We start from the raw sequence: 17,335 nt of genomic DNA on the forward strand, positions 1-17,335 counted from the left end.
AACGGTTCCACAGCGGCTCGAACATCGTGTTGGCGAACCGCAGCGCCAGGATGTTCTGGACCGTCTCCTTGCCCAGGTAGTGGTCGATCCGGAAGACCTCGGCGGGCGGGAAGACCTGGTGGACGACCTGGTTGAGCTCCTGGGCGCTGGCCAGGTCGTGACCGAAGGGCTTCTCGATGACGGCGCGTCGCCAGGAGCCCTCGGGCGGGTCGGACAGCCCGTGCTTCTTCAGCTGCTGGACCACGGTCGGGAAGAACTTGGGCGGCACCGAGAGGTAGAAGGCGAAGTTGCCGCTGGTGCCCCGGGCCTTGTCCAGTTCCTCCACGGTCGCGCGGAGGGCGTCGAAGGCGTCGTCGTCGCCGAAGTCGCCGGGCACGAAGCGCATTCCGGCGGCCAGTTCCGTCCAGACCTCCTCGCGGAAGGGGGTGCGCGCGTGCTCCTTGACCGCGTCGTGGACGACCTGGGCGAAGTCCTCGTCCGCCCAGTCGCGGCGGGCGAAGCCGACGAGCGAGAAGCCCGGCGGCAGCAACCCGCGGTTGGCCAGGTCGTACACGGCAGGCATCAGCTTCTTGCGGGACAGGTCGCCCGTCACACCGAAGATCACCAGCCCGGACGGTCCCGCGATGCGCGGCAGCCGCCGGTCGGATGGATCGCGCAGCGGGTTGTTCCAGCTGTCGGTTTCCGTCATGGGTCCACTTCTCTTCATCGTGGGTGCGGCGGTGGTTGTGGCGCGCCCGGGGGTCATGCGGCGCCGAAGAGTTCCAGGAGCGCGTCCTGGCCGAACATGCGGGCGGTGTCGATGGCCGAGGGGGTGCCCGCGGCGGGGTCGGCGCCGCCGTCGACGAGGAGGCGGACCACCTCGTCCTCGCCCTTGAAGACGGCACCGGCCAGCGGCGTCTGGCCGCGGTCGTTGGCGCGGTCGGGGTCGGCACCGTGCCGCAGGAGCGCGGCCACGGTGGCGGCGTGGCCGTGGTACGCGGCCAGCATGAGGAGGGTGTCGCCCTTGTCGTTGGTGAGGTTGGCCGGCACCCCGGCGTCCACGTACGCCGTCAGGGTCTCCGTGCCTCCCCGGCGGGCGAGGTCGAAGAGTTCGGCGGCGAGTCGCAGGACTTCGGGGTCCTGGGCCGGGTCGTTCTGCGGGGTCGGCTCGCTCATCGTTCCTCACTAGGCGTGGCTGCTCGCCGTGCGCGGGCGGGACCGCCTGTGATCCACCCTAAGCGGCCCCCACCGCCCTGGCCCTGCCGGGCGTGCCGCCGGTGCACGCCGGCTCGGGGGGCGCGGACCGCACGAGAAGCCATGGCCGAAGCTTAACGATTTTGATCACTCGAACGGGCGACTTCGCTGCTCCGTCGGCGGGGCCTGCCACATGACACGCCGGACGACCGGCGAGGATCACCCCGGAAGACAGTTCAGCGAAGCTGAACAGGTGAACTTCCCTATAAATCACCCATTTGCCTCTTTTCAGAACATATTACTATCTGTAATTCTGGAACAACTCATGGTGACAGTCCCCATCACACAGGAGTAGCCCCCATGATCCTGTCCATCTCAGGCGTCGTCCTGCTCGGCATCATCGTCTTCCTGTTCTTCCGCAAGGACGGGCTCAAGGCGTCCCACGCGCTCGTCTGCGCCCTCTTCGGCTTCTACCTCGCGGGCACCGCCATCGCCCCGAGCATCAAGGCCGGCGGGGCGAGCCTGGCGAGCCTCCTGGGCGGGATCAAGTTCTAGGCCGTCCCGCACGGCCGATCCACCGGGCCCGGCGCCGCTCCGCTCCGGGCCCTTCCCGTTCCGTTCCGTCGTACCGTCCCCGCAACGATCCTCTGGAGCTCCCCGTGGTCCGGCGTCCCCTCTCCGCCCTCCTGAGCAGCCGCCCCTCGCTCACCCGCGGCCGTGAGCTCGCGCGGGCCGCCGTCGACAGCACCACGGACGTCCTCCACCCGCTCTTCGTCATCGCGCGCGGGCTGCGCCGCCAGGCCGGCTGGGCGCGCGATTGGTGGGGCAGCACGCCCAAGGACCGGCGCGGACCGGCGCTGATGGCCTCCGTGGGAGCCGGGTTCCTCGTCCTGGTCCTGCTGCCCTACGGGGCCTACCTGATGTTCGCCGCCTGGATGGGTTCCGCCGGCTGGATGGGCCGGGACCGCACACCCGCCCCGACCGGACCGAGCGGCGCGGAGAGCGACCGGCTGACCGCGCTGTACGAGGCCCTGGTGCCGTACCTGTCCGTCGCCGACGACCCCAGCCCGATCTACGCCCACGACGGCAGCTGGGAGAACGCCTTCGGCGACTACGCCTTCGAGGACGGGCGGCTGGTCCGCCTGCACCTCAAGTACCCCGCCTACTTCACCGACGGCGAGGCCACGGCCAGGGCCCGCGTGGAGCACGTGCTGCACGCCAAGGTGGGGCGCGGCCGCGAGTACCGCTTCGAGTGGAACGAGGAGGAGAACCACCTCACCCTCACCTCGCTCCCCCCGCTGCCCACGGGCATCGCCGCACAGCGTTTCGTCACCTCCCCGGGCGAGACGGTGCTCGGCTTCACCGACCCGGAGGCGGTGCAGCGCACCGTCCCGGTCGAGGACGGCGAGGAGGTCAGGGACGCGCCCCCGGTCGTGTGGCGCACCGGCCCACGCTCCACCGAGCCGCACCTGCTCGCCCTCGGCCAGCCCGGCACGGGCACCACCACGCTGCTGCGCTCCATCGCGCTCCAGGTGCTGCCGGAGGGCGACCTCGTGGTCGTGGACGGCAGCGGGACCGGCGAGCACGCGTGCCTGACCGGACGGCCCGGGGTGATGGCCGTCGAGAGCGGCCTGGCGGGCACGCTGGCCACCCTGGAGTGGGCGGCGCACGAGACCGAGCGCCGTCTGATCGCCGTCAACCGGGCCCGGCAGGCGGGGCGTACCGCCCCCGACGACGTACGGCGCCCCTTGTGGATCCTCGTCGACCGGCCGACCGTGCTCAGCCAGCTCGCGCACGCCGAGAGCCGCCCCGACCCGCAGGAGCTGCTGGACATCCCGCTGCGGCACGGCCGCGCGGCCGGGGTGACCGTCGTCGTCGCCGACCACCTCGACGGCGCCGAGGCGCTCTCCCCGGTCGTCATCGCCCACACCAGGGCCCGGGTGCTGCTGGGCGCGGTCACCGCGGAGCAGACCCAGGCGGTGCTCGGCGCGCCGCAGTGCTCCACGTCCGCCGCGGAGGTGCCGCCGGGCCGCGGCTACGTGCGGCTGGGCTCGGGGCCGGTGCTCCGGGTGCAGGTGCCGGCGACCCCGGACCCCTTCGACGAGGACGCCAGCGACGGGCACCGCCAGGCCGTCATGGCGCTGCTGCCGCCCGCGGACGCCGCCACCGGGACGCAGGCGCGGGAGCGGGAGGCGGAGGCCGCGCAGGCTCCCGGGGCGGTCCGGGTCTCCGAGCCCTCGGGCGCGGTCCGGCCGGCCGGCGACCCGGCGCTCGAGCACTGAGCCGGACCGTCGCCGCGCGGGTCAGCGTCGCGGCAGTTCGTGCAGCCGCACCTGGGTCAGCGCGCCTCCGGCCGCCTCGGCGGTGAGGTAGGTGCCGTACGGCTGACGCCTGCGGTCGGTCGGCGATCCGGGGTTGAGCAGCCGCAGCCCGCCCGGCGCCGTGCTGTCCCAGGGGATGTGGCTGTGCCCGAAGACCAGGACGTCCAGGTCGGGGAAGCGCTCCTCGCAGCGGCGTTCGCGCCCCTGGGCAGGGCCGCTGTCGTGCACCACGCCGAAGCGCAGCCCGCCCAGCTCCGCCCGGGCGACCTCGGGCAGCCGCGCGCGCAGGTCGGCGCCGTCGTTGTTGCCGTACACGCCGATCACCCGGCGGGACCGCGCCTGCAGCAGGTCGAGGGTCGCCGCGTCGACCCAGTCGCCGGCGTGGAGGACGGCGTCGGCCTCGGAAATCCGGTCGAGTAGTTCGGCCGGAAGCTCCTTGGCACGTTTGGGCAGGTGTGTATCGGACATCACAAGAAGACGCACACGTCCACGCTATCCGCGTGGGGGGACGGGAGCGGCGCCCGGCACGGCGGCCGAAAGGGAGGCCGACGTCGCGGTGTGCCGCAAGGCGGCGTGGCCAGTGGGGCGACCCCGCGGCCGCCGGGACCGCGGCCTCAGCCATGAAGGGCCCACACGTCATGTGCGGTGACACGACCCCCACCCGCTCGGCGGAACTCGTGCAGCCGGCGGAGCCCGCCTACGTGGGCGCCGCGCGGCACTTCACGTCCGAGTTGCTGGGCCTGTGGGGACTGACCGCGGAGGACCGCATCGCCGCCGAGCTGATCGTCGACGAGCTCGCGGCGAACGCCGCGCGCCACGGCAGGGCGCAGATGTCGGTCCGGCTGTGCATGCACGACGACGGCCTGGTCATCACCGTCACCGACAGCGGCGCGGCCCGGCACCACGACGGGACCTCCCCGGACAGCACCCCGCCGGACGAGCACGGCCGCGGTCTGGAGATCGTGCGCCGGCTGGCCGGGTCCACGTGCATCCACGACGACGAGCGCGGCCGCCGCGTGGTGACCACGCGGCACCTCGCCCCGCTCCAGCGGCCCGTCGCGGGGGTCACCAGCCCGGCGTCGTAGGCGCACGCGCAGGGGCGACAATGAAGGACCGGACAGGACCGGGCCGGCCCAACGTCCCCGGGATGCAGGCCACATGGGTGTCCGCGCCGGTCCCGTTGGACGCCGGCCCGCACCCCGAGGAACGAGAGTGACCGCGTGAACCCGCACAAGCCCTCCGGGACCTCCCCCGCCGTCCCGCCGCACCGCGTCCTGGTGCTGCTGTTCGACGGACTGCAGCTGATGGACGTGACCGGCCCGCTGGACGTGTACGCGGCGGCGAACGAGTACGGCGCCCACTACGCGATGAGCACCGTCTCGCCGGACGGCGGGCCCGTGACCACCACCGCGGGGCTGCGGCTCATGCCGGACCTGTCGCTGGACGAGGTGGACTTCCCGGTCGACACCCTCGTCATCCCCGGGCGTCCCGACTGGTGGGCGGCGGTCTCCGACACCGCGCTCGTGGCGGGCATCACCCGGCTCGCGGACCGCTCCCGCACCGTCGCCTCGGTCTGCGCCGGCGCTTTCCCCCTGGCCGCGACCGGGCTGCTGGACGGACGCCGGGCGGCGACGCACTGGCGGCTGGCGGGCGACCTCGCCGCCCGCTACCCGAAGGTGGAGGTGGACGACGACGCGATCTTCGTACGGGACGGCCGGTTCATCACCTCGGCGGGCATCAGCGCCGGGATCGACCTGACCCTGTCCCTGGTCGAGTCCGACCTCGGGCCGGACATCGCCCGCAAGGCCGCCAAGTTCCTGGTGGTCTTCATGGCGCGGCCGGGCGGCCAGTCGCAGTTCAGCGTGCGGCAGAGCCCGCGGCACCCCGCGCACTCGGTGCTGCGCGGGGTGCTCGACCAGGTGGCCGCCGATCCCTCGGGGAACCACGGCCTGCCCGCGCTGGCGGCGCGGGCGGGGGTGAGTTCACGTCATCTGACCCGGCTGTTCCGCACCGAGACGGGCGGCACGGCCTCGGAGTACGTGGAACGCGTCCGCGTCGAGGCCGCCCAGGCGCTGCTGGAGGCGGGCGACGACGCCCTCGACGTGGTGGCCCGGCGCAGCGGTTTCGGGTCGGAGGAGACGATGCGCCGGGCGTTCCGGCGCCGTCTGGGCGTCAGCCCGGGGGCGTACCGTGACCGCTTCCGCACCACCCGGCCGCACGGCAGCCGGGAGGGGTGAGCGGGCGGCCCGCCCCGGCCGCCCGGCCGCTGTGGCTGCCTCCGGCCGGGTCACTCCGCCCAGGGCGACTGCAGGATGGTGTCCACGAAGTTCCCGCGGACGAAGCCCGGTACGAAGCGCTCCAGGACGTCGGCCTTGACGTTGCCGAACGTCGTGCCGGGGCGCGGCGCGATGCCGTGGGTGAACTCCTTGAGGATGTTGTTCTTGAAGTCGGGCCGCGGGTGGACGGCGACGACCGCCTCGCGCTCCTGCGGCGTGATCTCGTCGTACCCGATGCCGAGGACGTCGACCTCGACCCCCGAGGTGACCAGGGCGATCTCGGGCGCCATGTGCCACGGGATCTCCGGCGTGGTGTGCAGGGCGATCGCCTCCCACACCACCCGCGCGCGGTCCTCGGGGACGTCGTGCTCCAGCAGGAAGCGGCGGGCCTCGTCGGCGCCGTCGATCTCGAAGCGCTGGTCGGTACGGGCGTAGGTGTCGGTCAGTCCGAGGTCGTGGAAGAGGGCGCCAACGTACAGCAGCTCGGGGTCGAAGTCCCACCCGCGGTTGCGGCCGCGCATCGACGCCCAGAAGTACACCCGGCGGGAGTGGTGGAAGACCACCGGGTCGGCGGCCTTGCGCACCAGTTCGGTCGCCTCCGTCACGAGCAGGGTGCCGGGCACCTCGATGTCCGCGATGATTTCAGCCACGTCGAATCTCCTGACAGGTTTCCGGTTCCGGCGGCGTCCGGGCGGGCCGCCCGGTGCCGTTGGATCCATCGTCGGACGCGGCGGCGGTCCCCGCCGGATGCCGGACGGACGCGCGACCCTCGGATCGGGACACGCGTCCGGCCGGCCGTACCGGGAGGGGCGGCGGTCAGGACGCGTCGGCGAGTTCCGCGATGACCTGCGCGTGGCACGGCTCGGGCAGGCACCAGCAGCCCAGCCTGCGGCCGCGCAGCGCGGGCAGCATCGCGAGCAGGTCGGGGCGGCCCAGCAGGTGTTCGCGGTACTTGTCGAGGACCTCCTGGCGGGTGCCGTCCCGCCCTGGGCGGTAGGGGCTGGCCAGCGGGGAGCCGGCCAGGTGCCAGCCGCCGCGGTGCGTCGGGCGGCCCACGTAGACGACGTCCGCGTACGCGGGGTCGTCGCGGTGGCCCTTGAGATTCACGACGGTGGTGCGGGGCTCGGTCTCGCTCATGACCAGTTCCTTCCCACGGTCCGGGGCGCCGATGGGCGTCAGGGCAGCTTGGCCGCCAGGACGTCCACCGCGCGGATGTCCGGCGGCGAGCCGAGCTTCGTCTTCGCCGCCTCCGCCAGGGCGGCGGCGATGCGGCCCGACAGGTGGCCGGCGCGGCCCGCCTCGTCCTCGAAGGTGTCGAAGACGCCGAAGGTGGTGGCGTCCTCGCGGAACGCGAACCAGGTGACGGTGTGCTCCTCCTCCCGGGCCGCCGCCAGTGCGTCGCGCAGCATGGCCGCGACCTCCTCCGCGTGCTCCGGCCTGGCCTCGATGCGGGCCAGCAGGCCGATCTTCGTCATCGTGTGCTCCGTCTCGGTGGTCGTGCGGTGGTGGACGTCGTCCGGCCGGACACCGGAAACCTATGCCGCGCGGCACCCCTGCCCCCAGCGTCGGAAACGACATGTTCGATACCGTTTCCGTCATGGACGTGGCAGTGGTGGCGTACGACGGTGTGTTCGACTCCGGTCTCTCGGCGGTCCTCGACGTCCTCGAGGCGGCCAACGCGATGCGCGGCGAGCTCCCGCAGCCGCCGCCCGCCTGGAAGGTGACGACGGTCGGCCCGCGCCGCCGGGTCCGCACCGGCGCCGGGCACACGGTGGCGGCGGCACCGGCCGGCGAGGCCGCGGGGGCGGATCTGCTGCTCGTCCCGGCACTCGCGGAGCGCCGGCCGGACGCCCTCGTGGAGCGCGTCTCGGGGCCAGGCACGGCCGCCGTGCGCCGTCTGGTGGCGGCCACGCGCGAGCGCGGCAGGCCCGTCGCCTCGGCCTGCACGGGCACCTTCCTGCTCGCCGAGTCCGGGGTGCTGGACGGGCGGCGCGCCACGACCAGCTGGTGGCTGGCCCCGGTCTTCCGGCAGCGCTACCCGGCCGTCACGGTCGACGAGACCCGCATGGTGACCAGTTGCGACGGGGTCACGACGGCGGGCGCGGCCTTCGGCCACGTCGACCTGGCGCTGGCGGTGGTGCGCATGTCCAGCCCGGCACTGGCCGATCTGGTCGCCCGCTACCTGGTCGTGGACGAGCGCCCGTCGCAGTCGGCGTACACCATCCCCAGCGCCCTGGCCCAGGCCGATCCGACGGTGGCCGGCTTCGAGCGCTGGGTGCGGCTGCGTCTGGAGGAGTCCATCAGCATCGCCGAGGCGGCCCGCGCCCTGGGGGTCGGCGAGCGGACCCTGCAGCGGGCCGTGCGGCGGGTCCTGGGCGTGTCCCCGGTCCGTTTCGTGCAGGACCTGCGCGTCGAGCAGGCCACGCACCTGCTGCGCACCACCGACCTCCCCGTCGAGGTCGTCGCCCGCCGCGTGGGCTACGAGCACGCCAACACCCTGCGCGTCCTGCTCCGCGACCGCACCGGCACGACGGCCGGCGGCCTGCGCGGCCGATGAGCCCTGTGATCCCGGCGGGCCCCGTCGTCCCGGCAGGCAATTGGCGCGCGCCTTCCCCCGGACGCCTGTACGGTGCGGAGCCGTGGGAACGGACATCCACGGCGGCATCGAGTTCCGCCATCCGCTGGCATGAGGTCGACTACGCCTCCTTCGGCTACCTCTTCGGGGTGCGCAACACCCTCGGGTTCCGCCCCCTCGCGGCGGGCCGGGGCCTGCCGGAGGACCTGTCCGGCCGCTTCCGCGAGGGGCTCGCGCCGTGGGTGGAGTCCGGGGCCATGGACGGGGCCGGCTGGGTCACCTGGACCGAGCTCGCCGCCGCCGACCGGGCAGCCGTCCCCGAGCACTTCGTGGGCCGGGTGACGTGGCGGCGGCCGTCGCAGCCGGGACCGCCCTGCCGGTGCTTCGTACCGGCCGTGTGGCCGCCGGACGTGGTCGCGGCCGTGGGGCCGCGGCCGCCCGAACTGGACGGCGCCACGCACGGGTTCACCTGGAGCGGTCCGGCGGGGGAATGCCGTTACGAGCCGCTGACCGCGGGCCTGGTCCTGGGCGAGGGCACGCACTGGCCCCATGTCTTCGCCGTGATGGAGGCACTCGCGGGCCGCTTCGGCCCGGACGGCGTCCGGCTGGCGGTCGCCTTCGACTGAGCCGGGCCGTCCTACGCTGAGGGTGTGATCACCAAGCGGCGCACCCGGGGCGCCGCCGCGGCTGCGGCCGTGGCGTGGTCGCTGCTGACCGTGTTCCTGCTGGCGGTGACCGCCTTCACCGCGGCCCACGGCGCGTACGAGACCGGGGTGATCGGCCGCGAGGTACGCATGGTGCTGACCGGGTGCGAGCAGCGCCCCGAACGCGGCCGCGCCCCCATGCAGTGCACGGGCGTGCCGCTGGAGGCCGTCACGGGCCGGGATCCGTCACCGGAGCCGGTGAAGGTGCGCCACGCGGGCAGCCCGGGGCAGGTGGTGGGCGTGGTGCGGACTGCGTGGGGGACTCACATGGCCACGGACCGCCGTCCCGGGGCGCGGGCGGCGGCGGTCCTGGCGACGATGGTGCCGCTCACCGCCGCCGTGCTGTGCGGCTGCGCCGCCGCCCGGCGGGCGGCCTCGGGCAGGGGGCGTCAGGGACGGACGTAGCGCAGGACGCCGAACATGGCGTCGGCGGGGAGTTCCTCGCCAGGGTCGGCGACGCAGGCGTCGAGGCCCTTGCGCAGGGCGGCCGCGTCGAGGCCCGCACCGATCATCACCAGCCGGGTGGCGCGGGACTCGTCCCGGGACCAGACGGACGGCAGGAAGCGCAGGAAGCCGCCGACGGAGTGCAGGGTGTACTTCTGCTCGTGGGCCGGTGCGGCGAAGCGCAGGAAGCCCTTCATCCGGTACAGGCCCGCGGGCCTGCCGTCGAGGAACTCCATCAGCCGGCGCGGGTGCAGCGGCGCCTCGGAGGTGAACTCCACGCTGTCGTACGCCGCGTGGAGATGGCCGGTGTGGTCGCCGTCCGCGTGGTGCTCGTGCCCGTCGTCCGCGTACAGCTCGTCGAACGACAGCTGGCGGGCGGCCGTGCCGTCGGCCGCGCGCGGCCGGGGCTCGAAGAGCAGGGCGGGGTCCACACGGCCGTGGGCGGCCTCGACCAGCGGTGTTCCGGGGGCCACGGCGGCCAGTGCCTCGCGGACCCGTTCACGGCCGGCGGCGCCGACGCGGTCGGTCTTGTTCAGGACGACGAGGTCGGCGGCCCGCACATGGCGGTCGAGTTCGGGGTGCCGGGCGCGTACCGCCTCGTACTCGGCGGCGTCGACGACCTCGACCAGCCCGCCGTAGGTGATGGCGGTGTCGGTACTGGCCAGCAGCAGCCGGATCATGCCCTGGGGCTCGGCGAGACCGCTCGCCTCGATGACGATGACGTCGATGCGGGCCTGCGGACGGGAGAGCCTGGCGAGCATGTCGTCCATCTCCGTGGCGTCCACGGCACAGCACAGGCAGCCGTTGTCGAGGGCGACCATGGAGTCGACCTGGCCGGCGACGGAGAGCGCGTCGATGTTGATGCTGCCGAAGTCGTTGACGATCGCGCCGATGCGGGTACCGCCGCTGTTGCGCAGGAGGTGGTTGAGGAGCGTGGTCTTTCCCGAGCCCAGGAATCCCGCGATGACGACGACCGGAATCCGTTGCTTGGCCAAGGCTTCCTCTCCGGGTACGGGCTGCCGGCCCCTCATCGTAAGCCCCGCGCACCCCGAGGTGCTTCGTGCGGGTGAACCGGCCCCCGGTGCAGAACCGGGGCGGGGGCCGCGCGGTCTTCCGAGGCGTCCACGGGGATGGCTCTACGACGGAGGAGGCGCCCATGGCGGAGCAGGAGGCGGACCGCGGCACGGTCCTGGTGTGCATCGCCGCGGAGGACGAGGAGACGGCGTACCGCATCGTCGACCTGATCTCCGGGCGGCACCCGGCGACGGAACCACAGCTGCGGCGCACCCGCGAGGGCACGGTCGCGTGCGCGCTGCGGGCTCAGACGCTCCGGGTGCTGGGCGACGGCTGACACGGTTCGGCGGGCCGGTCCGCCGGCCCGCCGGGCACCGAGGAACGTGCCGGGTGCTAACCGAACTCGCCCTCGCGCACACCCTCCCGGAACGCCGTCCACTCCTGCGCGGTGAAGCGCAGGGGCGGCAGGTCCCTGTTCTCGGAATCACGGATGGCGACGGCTCCACCGCCGAGGTCCGCCACCTCGACGCACTCCGGCAGGTAGCCGCTCTTGCTGCTCTTGACCCAGCGCGCTTCCCTCAGGTCCCGCGCGTAGAGGTCGGCCTTTCTCGTTCGCATGAGAACCTCCGTTCGAGGTTCGTGCGGATGTTCCCTCCCCACCCTCACTCCGACCCCTGCCTCCGCGCAACCATGCGGGTGCGGCCGCCGCCCCCGGGGGGCAACGGAGCCGTCGGCGATCCCGGCTTGACGGGCCCGCTCACCAGGGCGGTCGACCGGCCTCGGCCGCCGGCCCGTCAAGCGGGGTGGGACGCGATGAGCCCTAGCCGAACTCGCCGTCGCGCACGCCCTCCCGGAACGCCGTCCACTCCTGCGCGGTGAACCGCAGCGGTGGCAGGTCGCTGTTGTTCGAGTCGCGGATCGCGACGGCTCCGTCGGCGAGCTCCGCGACCTCCACGCAGTCCGTCCGGTAGGGGCTCTTGCTGCTCTTGACCCAGCGCGCTTCCGTCAGGTCACGCGCGTAAAGTTCGGTCTTCCTCGCTTGCATGAGAAGCTCCGTTCGGATCTCGATCGGATGTTCCCCCTTCCCACCCTCATCCCGTCCCTCCCACCTCGCAACCGGCGCCCTGCCCGTGATCACGACGCAGCCCCGTACCAGCTCAAGTACCCACGGCCGAGGGGTTGCTGACGACACGTCGCCATTCGGTCGCGCCCTGTCGCGAAACGCCGGGACGGGGCACCATCGAACACATGGCGACATCCTCGGGGTGCGATGTCTGCGGGCGGGAGGACGACACCGTCCGCGACTGCGGTATCCGCCACCTCCCGCTCGCCGTGTGCGACGCGTGCTTCGCGGACATGGCGCGGGCCCGGCGCGGCCCGCTGCCGCGTCCGCTGGACGGCGCAGAGGTGATGGCCGCCGTGCTGGAGGCGCTTCACGAGGACAGCCGGCGCTCCTCCTGAGCGGGGCCCGGCGCGGGCGGATCGGCGAAGGTCGACGGCAGCACGGCCCGGCCCCGGACCGCCCCCACCGGCACGGGACGGGACCGCCGCGGGTCGGCGGCGGACAGCCCCTCGGCCCGCAGGGCCACTGCGCGCACGGGGTCGCCGTGCGGGCCGAGGGCCTCGTGCATGGCGTAGGCGGCCTCGGCGAGTTCACCGGGGTCGGAGGTGGGCTCCGGCAGGGTGCGGCTGCGGCTGACGGACGAGCCGCCGGCGAGCCGCACGGTCAGGGTGAGGCCGGTGGCGGTGCGTCCGGTGCTGCGCAGCCGGTCGCCGAGACCGAGCCCGAGTTCGAGGACGGCGCGGCTCAGCGCGCCCCGGTCGGTGGCGTCGGCGGTGAACAGGCGGTCGGCGGCGAGCGAGCCGGGCGGGTGCTCGGGGGTGATCGGGGCGGGGTCGAGACCGTGCGCGCGTTCCCACACGCCGCGTCCGGGAGCGGCGCCGAGGATCGCCTGGACGTCGGGCAGCGGCGCGGCGGCGACCCTGCCGACGGTGTCCAGCCCGGCCGCGACCAGCGCACGGACGGCCTCCGCCGTGATCCCGGGCAGCGCCGCGACCGGCTTGGCGCGCAGGAAGTCGGCGACGGCCCGCGAGTCGGAGTCGACGGCCCGGATCCGGCCGACCAGGACGTCGTACGCGGCCATGGCGGCGACCGTGCGGCTCCCGGCGACGCCGATCGTGAGGCCCACGTCGTACAGGGCGGAGGCCCGGGTGCTGATCATGAGGGCGAGCTGCTCGGGCAGCAGCCCGTAGAAGCTCACCGCGGAGCGCACGTCGGCCACGACCGCGTCCGGCGGCTCGGCGCGGACGACGGGGGTGAACTGGCCGACGAGCCCGGCCAGCGCCGCGAGCGTCGCCGGGTCGGTCCCGCCGCAGCGGATGTAGAGCACGCAGGGCCCGGGGTCCTGGTGCGGCTCGGCCTCGACCATGGTCTGCCCGCCTCCACCTCGTTCGAACAACTGCTCGAATTCGAGTGTAGGGCATTCCAGGGCCCCGCGTCCGGCTCATAGGGTCGTCGCATGACCCTGACCGCCGTGCAGCGCCGAGCCCTGCTGGAGTCCGACGCCAACACCGGGCAGTTGGGCGCGCGCGAACCGACCTGCGCGGCGCTGGCCAGGCAGGGCCTCGCCGTGCGGTACGGCCGCACCGGCGGCTGGTACCTCACCCAGGAGGGCCGCCGGGTGCGCGCGGAACTGGCGCGCGTGGAGCTCCCCCACCCGCACACCGGGGCGACGCCCGGGACGGAGCCGGAACCTCGCCAGGAGCCCGCCGAGCGCGGCTTCGCGGCCGACGACGGGCACGGCACGGGAGCCCCCGCCCCCGGTCGCGCCGCCGAGGTCGCATCGGCCTGGTCGGGGCTGCTGGAGATCCGCCGCGTCCTGCAGGACGGCGACACCACGCGGCCCGCGCCCTGGGAACGCGAGCGCCACGTCCACGCGGTGGCCCTGGCCCTGGAGGCGGCCGGGAGGCCACCGTCCGCGCGCGGCACCGCCGGGCGTCCCCCGGCCGCCGGCTACGCCGTCGCGCCCGCCGCCCAGAGCGGGGTCGCCGAGGTGTCCTGGCACTCCCCCGCCGGGGACGCCCCCGGCACGGCCGAGGCCGAGCTGGCCCGGTGCCAGGGCGTCCTGGAGGGGTACGGCTGGCAGTGCACCCTCCACCACGACCGGCGGCGGCGGGCGTTCCTCCTGGTCTCGCCCCGCCGGGCCTGAGGGAGCAGGATGGAGGCAGCGACCGTAGGAGGTCCGCCATGAAGTCCACGTCCTCGGACGCCGATCCGTACCTCTACGCCGAGACCCCCTCCCAGGCGGAGGGCGAACGGATCTACGACGACGCCGAGCGAAGCACGATGGAGATCCACCCGGACGTTCCCCGGACGACCCCCTCCCAGGCGGAGGGCGAGCGCATGGACGACATCCCGCCCAAGTGAACCGCCGGCGCGGACCCGCGCCGTCCGCCCGTCCGTCCGTCCGTCAGCGATCCCTGCGGGACAGCACCGCCAGGGCGAGGACGAGGACGGCCAGCCCCGCCCAGGACAGCGGCGTGGGCCGCTCCCCGAGGACGGCCACCCCGAGCAGGGCGGCCACGGCGGGCTCGGCGAGGGTGAGCGTGGTCGCGGCCGAGGCCGGTGTGTGCCGCAGTCCGCGCCCGAACAGCCGGTAGGCCAGGAAGGTCGTCAGCACCGCCAGGTGCAGGACCACCGCGGCGCCCCTCGGCGTGCCGAGCCACACCACGCCCGCGGCGAGCACCACCGGGAGGGTCAGCAGACCGGCGGACCCGAAGAGCACTCCCATCACGGCGCCCGGCGCCTGCCCGCGTCCGATGAAGTGCCCGCCGACCAGGGAGTACACCGCGTACGAGAGCCCGGCCAGCGCCGCCAGTGCCACCCCCGCGGCGTCCGTGCGCGCGGCGGGACCGGCGTCCGCGCCGCCGAGCACCAGCAGCCCGCAGCCGAGGACGGCCACGGCCGTCGCGGCGGCCCACCGGCGGCTCGGGCGGTGCAGGCCCACCGCCCAGGCCAGCAGCCCGGTGAAGACGGGCGCGCTGCCCAGGGCGATGACGGTGGCCACGGCGACCCCGGTACGCGAGACCGCCGGGTAGAAGGAGAGCGGGTAACCGGCGACGGCGAGGGCGCCGACGGCGAGCAGGGCTCCTCCACCGCGCCCCGCGGTGCGTAGCAGGGTCCGCGCTCCCTTGGCCCCGGCCAGCAGCAGGAGCCCGCCGAGGGTGAGTCCGGCACTTCCGACCGCGGCGGGCGGGGCACCGGCGGGCGCGAAGGACGCGGCGGTGCCGGTGGTGCCCCACAGCAGGGCGGCGGCGAGGATCGGCAGCGCGCCCTGGACGAACCGCGGCCGGGGGCCGACGGCGCCGGGCGCGAGCGGGCGTGCGGGGGCGAGGGAGGGGGTGCTGTCCGGCACGGAGATGGCCTTTCGTCACGAATCGGAGGAAACGGATCCGGAACGGGCGCACCACACCTGCCCCTGGCGGCCGGGCGGCCTGCCGGGGGTGGGGGTCCGAGTCGTCAGTGAGTGCGCCCGGTCAGGCGCACAGCGGCGGAAGGACGACGTGCCAGTGGGAATTCACCCGACGATCCTACCGAAGGGCGGGCATGGCAGGGTGAACGCATGCCGATCACTGATGTCACCGATGAGCAGCCCGGACGGGTCATCGACCTGCGCAGCGACACCGTCACGGGGCCCGGCGCGGACATGCGCCGCGCCATGGCGGAGGCCGAGGTGGGCGACGACGTCTTCGCCGACGACCCCACCGTGCGCGCCCTCCAGGACCGGATCGCGGAGCGGCTCGGCTTCGAGGCCGCGCTGTTCGTCTCGTCCGGGACGCAGAGCAACCTGTGCGCGCTGCTGACGCACTGCGGCCGCGGTGACGAGTACATCGCCGGGCAGTCGGCGCACGTGTACCGCTGGGAGGGCGGCGGCGGTGCCGTGCTCGGCGGGATCCAGCCGCAGCCGCTGCCCCACCGGGAGGACGGGACGCTGGACCCGGCCGACATCGCGGCCGCGGTGAAGCCCGACGACCCGCACTTCCCGCGCACCCGGCTGCTGTGCCTGGAGAACACCATCGGCGGCCGGGTCGTCCCCACGGACTACCTGCGGACCGCGACCGGGCTGGCGCGTGAGCACGGGCTGGCCACGCACCTGGACGGGGCCCGGCTGTTCAACGCGGCGGTCGCCGCGGGCGGCGACCCGTACGAGCAGGCGCGGCTGATCGCCGGCTACTTCGACAGCGTCTCGGTCTGCTTCAGCAAGGGCCTGGGCGCACCGGTCGGCTCCGCGCTCCTGGGCAGCCGGGAGTTCGTGGCGCGGGCGCTGCGCTGGCGCAAGGCGCTCGGCGGCGGGATGCGGCAGGCGGGCATCATCGCGGCGGGCGCCCTGTACGCGCTGGAGCACCAGGTGGCGCGGCTCGCCGAGGACCACGCGAACGCCGCGCTGTTCGCGGGGGGGATCAAGGACGTGCCCGGTCTGGTCGTGGGCGACTCCCAGACCAACATGGTCTTCGCCGAGCCGGCGCCGGGGCTGTCCGCCGAGGAGGTGCAGGAGCGCCTCGCGCGGCGCGGACTGCACTGCGCCGGCTACCCCGGACGGCTGCGCTTCGCCTTCCACCTGGACGTGTCGCGCGCCGACACGGAGGAGGCCGTACGCATCGTCCGCGAGGCCCTGGACGGCGCCGCGCACGGCTGACGGCCCGCCATCTCCCTTTCCCGCACCGGTCGTTCCGCAACCTCCGGTGCCTCCCGCGTGTCCTAGGGGGTGAGGTCGTCGCGCGACGGCCTCGACGGGGAAGGGGAAGCGATGAGAGCGGGAGCGTCAGCGGGACGCCGGGCGGGGGCCGCCCTCGCGGTGGCGGTGATGGCCGTGACACCGGTCGTGGCGGGGGGCGGCACGGCGCAGGCCGCGTCGTCGTGCACGACGAGCAAGGGGCCGTACCAGAAGCAAGTGGAGAAGTTCCTGGGGCGGCCGGTGGACGGGAAGCAGTCGGCGGCCGACTGCAAGGCGATACGCGCCTTCCAGACGAAGAACGGGATATCCCCGAACATCGGCTACGCGGGCCCGGTGACCTGGGGCGTCATGAAGATCATGAACGCCCAGAAGGCCGCGGGCAGCAATCCCAACAAGGCCGGCAAGTGCCCCACGAACAAGGGGCGGATCGCGTGCGTGGACCTCACGCGGCAGCTGAGCTGGATACAGGACGGCAAGAAGCTGAAGTTCGGGCCGGTCCCGGTGCGGACGGGCCGCAACGGCTACGAGACGCGCACCGGTGCCAAGAAGATCTACTGGCGCCACAAGGACCACTGGTCGACGCTCTACAACGTGGCCATGCCCTACAGCCAGTTCTTCGACGGCGGGCAGGCGTTCCATTCGATCGCGGGCAGCGTGTGGTCGCCGCCGGGGTCGCACGGCTGCGTGAACATGCGCAGCGGGGACGCCAAGAAGTACTGGAGCCTGCTGAAGAACGGCGACGACGTGTACGTGTACGGGCGCAAGCCCGGCACGTGACGCGCCGCGGCGCCGGCAGGGGCGGGCGGGACCGGGCGGGGCTCCGCACGGCCCCGCCCGCCCTTCTTGGTCCAGACCTCTTGACGGCGCCTGGGGGCGGCAGTTCAATCACGGCGTGAACTAAGTCTTGAACTCACCCGGACGGGGATCCCGTGCCCCCACGCACGAGGGTGCAAGAAATGTCAGGTGCATGACTAGCGCTACCACACCCGGCCCTCCGTCCGTCACCCCCACGACCGCCCCGAAAGGCAGCGCCCCTGTGAAGCCCTGTCTCTAAAAAAAATCTCCGACCCCAAAAAAACCTCATCAATCACGT

Annotated in this window: 24 protein-coding genes; 13 read left to right on the forward strand and 11 right to left on the reverse strand. The window is 73.9% G+C overall.

The window, feature by feature from the left end:
- Both PV341_RS34450 and PV341_RS34455 read right to left on the reverse strand, forming a co-directional pair.
- The coding region (locus PV341_RS34450) for a glucose-6-phosphate dehydrogenase (protein ID WP_500359910.1) at positions 1–688 on the reverse strand (688 nt) is incomplete at its 3' end.
- Positions 689–741: 53 nt separating this feature from the next.
- The gene (locus PV341_RS34455; protein ID WP_500326954.1) at positions 742–1,155 is read right to left on the reverse strand and encodes an ankyrin repeat domain-containing protein; all 414 of its coding nucleotides are present in this window, start codon (positions 1,153–1,155) and stop codon (positions 742–744) included.
- A 378-nt stretch (positions 1,156–1,533) separates the two neighbouring features.
- Here PV341_RS34455 and PV341_RS34460 point away from each other — a divergent pair, with 378 nt between their 5' ends.
- Both PV341_RS34460 and PV341_RS34465 read left to right on the forward strand, forming a co-directional pair.
- Positions 1,534–1,728, forward strand: a complete 195-nt coding sequence (locus PV341_RS34460) for a hypothetical protein (protein ID WP_018534760.1) — start codon at positions 1,534–1,536, stop codon at positions 1,726–1,728.
- Positions 1,729–1,832: 104 nt separating this feature from the next.
- Positions 1,833–3,455 (forward strand): hypothetical protein, encoded by a 1,623-nt coding sequence (locus PV341_RS34465; protein WP_500359911.1) that lies wholly within the window; start codon positions 1,833–1,835, stop codon positions 3,453–3,455.
- A gap of 21 nt (positions 3,456–3,476) precedes the next feature.
- Here the strand turns inward: PV341_RS34465 and PV341_RS34470 are convergent, their stop codons facing one another.
- Positions 3,477–3,977 (reverse strand): metallophosphoesterase family protein, encoded by a 501-nt coding sequence (locus tag PV341_RS34470; protein WP_499510294.1) that lies wholly within the window; start codon positions 3,975–3,977, stop codon positions 3,477–3,479.
- Between the two features lie 155 nt (positions 3,978–4,132).
- Between PV341_RS34470 and PV341_RS34475 the strand changes: the two genes are divergently transcribed.
- The gene (locus tag PV341_RS34475) at positions 4,133–4,579 is read left to right on the forward strand and encodes an ATP-binding protein (protein ID WP_500326950.1); all 447 of its coding nucleotides are present in this window, start codon (positions 4,133–4,135) and stop codon (positions 4,577–4,579) included.
- Between the two features lie 135 nt (positions 4,580–4,714).
- The gene (locus PV341_RS34480; protein WP_500359912.1) at positions 4,715–5,731 is read left to right on the forward strand and encodes a GlxA family transcriptional regulator; all 1,017 of its coding nucleotides are present in this window, start codon (positions 4,715–4,717) and stop codon (positions 5,729–5,731) included.
- A 50-nt stretch (positions 5,732–5,781) separates the two neighbouring features.
- Here PV341_RS34480 and PV341_RS34485 read toward each other — a convergent pair whose 3' ends face one another.
- From PV341_RS34485 to PV341_RS34495, 3 genes are all read right to left on the reverse strand, one after another.
- A complete protein-coding gene (locus PV341_RS34485; protein ID WP_500326947.1) occupies positions 5,782–6,420 on the reverse strand; it encodes an HD domain-containing protein in 639 nt (212 codons plus the stop codon).
- Between the two features lie 166 nt (positions 6,421–6,586).
- A complete protein-coding gene (locus tag PV341_RS34490) occupies positions 6,587–6,907 on the reverse strand; it encodes a DUF4326 domain-containing protein (RefSeq protein WP_499510298.1) in 321 nt (106 codons plus the stop codon).
- 38 nt (positions 6,908–6,945) lie between these two features.
- Entirely contained in the window at positions 6,946–7,245 is a 300-nt protein-coding gene (locus PV341_RS34495) for a putative quinol monooxygenase (protein ID WP_500326945.1), read from the reverse strand.
- A gap of 122 nt (positions 7,246–7,367) precedes the next feature.
- On the opposite strand from PV341_RS34495, the gene PV341_RS34500 reads away from it, so the two are divergent.
- The 3 genes from PV341_RS34500 to PV341_RS34510 are packed head-to-tail and all read left to right on the forward strand — an operon-like array spanning position 7,368 to position 9,454.
- Positions 7,368–8,327 (forward strand): GlxA family transcriptional regulator, encoded by a 960-nt coding sequence (locus PV341_RS34500; protein ID WP_500326943.1) that lies wholly within the window; start codon positions 7,368–7,370, stop codon positions 8,325–8,327.
- Positions 8,324–8,971, forward strand: coding sequence for a hypothetical protein (locus tag PV341_RS34505; RefSeq protein WP_500326942.1), 648 nt, complete (start codon positions 8,324–8,326; stop codon positions 8,969–8,971). The genes PV341_RS34500 and PV341_RS34505 overlap by 4 nt, the downstream gene beginning before the upstream one ends.
- Positions 8,972–8,995: 24 nt before the next feature.
- Positions 8,996–9,454 carry a hypothetical protein gene (locus PV341_RS34510; RefSeq protein WP_500326940.1) on the forward strand — a complete coding sequence of 153 codons (459 nt, stop codon included), beginning with the start codon at positions 8,996–8,998 and terminating at the stop codon, positions 9,452–9,454.
- Here PV341_RS34510 and PV341_RS34515 read toward each other — a convergent pair.
- Positions 9,439–10,488, reverse strand: coding sequence for a CobW family GTP-binding protein (locus PV341_RS34515; RefSeq protein ID WP_500326938.1), 1,050 nt, complete (start codon positions 10,486–10,488; stop codon positions 9,439–9,441). The two genes, PV341_RS34510 and PV341_RS34515, sit on opposite strands and share 16 nt — an antisense overlap.
- 161 nt (positions 10,489–10,649) lie before the next feature.
- Here PV341_RS34515 and PV341_RS34520 point away from each other — a divergent pair, with 161 nt between their 5' ends.
- Complete coding sequence (locus tag PV341_RS34520; RefSeq protein ID WP_500326936.1) at positions 10,650–10,844, forward strand: hypothetical protein; 195 nt, start codon at positions 10,650–10,652, stop codon at positions 10,842–10,844.
- A 56-nt stretch (positions 10,845–10,900) separates the two neighbouring features.
- On the opposite strand, the gene PV341_RS34525 is transcribed toward PV341_RS34520, so the two are convergent.
- Positions 10,901–11,125, reverse strand: a complete 225-nt coding sequence (locus PV341_RS34525) for a DUF397 domain-containing protein (protein ID WP_500326934.1) — start codon at positions 11,123–11,125, stop codon at positions 10,901–10,903.
- A gap of 202 nt (positions 11,126–11,327) precedes the next feature.
- On the reverse strand, positions 11,328–11,552 hold the full coding sequence (locus PV341_RS34530; protein ID WP_500326932.1) for a DUF397 domain-containing protein: 225 nt from the start codon (positions 11,550–11,552) through the stop codon (positions 11,328–11,330).
- Positions 11,553–11,755: 203 nt separating this feature from the next.
- On the opposite strand from PV341_RS34530, the gene PV341_RS34535 reads away from it, so the two are divergent.
- Positions 11,756–11,968 (forward strand): hypothetical protein, encoded by a 213-nt coding sequence (locus tag PV341_RS34535; RefSeq protein ID WP_500326930.1) that lies wholly within the window; start codon positions 11,756–11,758, stop codon positions 11,966–11,968.
- Here PV341_RS34535 and PV341_RS34540 read toward each other — a convergent pair.
- Positions 11,941–12,936: a DNA polymerase Y family protein gene (locus PV341_RS34540; protein WP_500326928.1), complete on the reverse strand. Its 996-nt coding sequence runs from the start codon at positions 12,934–12,936 to the stop codon at positions 11,941–11,943. The genes PV341_RS34535 and PV341_RS34540 overlap by 28 nt on opposite strands.
- Before the next feature lie 90 nt (positions 12,937–13,026).
- On the opposite strand from PV341_RS34540, the gene PV341_RS34545 reads away from it, so the two are divergent.
- Together PV341_RS34545 and PV341_RS34550 are read left to right on the forward strand one after the other, a co-directional pair.
- Positions 13,027–13,716 carry a hypothetical protein gene (locus PV341_RS34545; RefSeq protein ID WP_500326926.1) on the forward strand — a complete coding sequence of 230 codons (690 nt, stop codon included), beginning with the start codon at positions 13,027–13,029 and terminating at the stop codon, positions 13,714–13,716.
- 38 nt (positions 13,717–13,754) lie between these two features.
- On the forward strand, positions 13,755–13,934 hold the full coding sequence (locus PV341_RS34550; protein WP_500326924.1) for a hypothetical protein: 180 nt from the start codon (positions 13,755–13,757) through the stop codon (positions 13,932–13,934).
- Between the two features lie 43 nt (positions 13,935–13,977).
- On the opposite strand, the gene PV341_RS34555 is transcribed toward PV341_RS34550, so the two are convergent.
- On the reverse strand, positions 13,978–14,922 hold the full coding sequence (locus PV341_RS34555; protein WP_500326923.1) for a DMT family transporter: 945 nt from the start codon (positions 14,920–14,922) through the stop codon (positions 13,978–13,980).
- Positions 14,923–15,129: 207 nt separating this feature from the next.
- Between PV341_RS34555 and ltaE the strand changes: the two genes are divergently transcribed.
- Both ltaE and PV341_RS34565 read left to right on the forward strand, forming a co-directional pair.
- Positions 15,130–16,203: a low-specificity L-threonine aldolase gene (ltaE, locus tag PV341_RS34560; RefSeq protein WP_500359913.1), complete on the forward strand. Its 1,074-nt coding sequence runs from the start codon at positions 15,130–15,132 to the stop codon at positions 16,201–16,203.
- A gap of 168 nt (positions 16,204–16,371) precedes the next feature.
- Positions 16,372–17,019, forward strand: coding sequence for a L,D-transpeptidase family protein (locus PV341_RS34565; RefSeq protein ID WP_500359915.1), 648 nt, complete (start codon positions 16,372–16,374; stop codon positions 17,017–17,019).
- Positions 17,020–17,335: the final 316 nt, after the last annotated feature.

Origin of the sequence: Streptomyces sp. PA03-1a (assembly GCF_033792805.1) — a bacterium.
Lineage (GTDB): Bacteria > Actinomycetota > Actinomycetes > Streptomycetales > Streptomycetaceae > Actinacidiphila.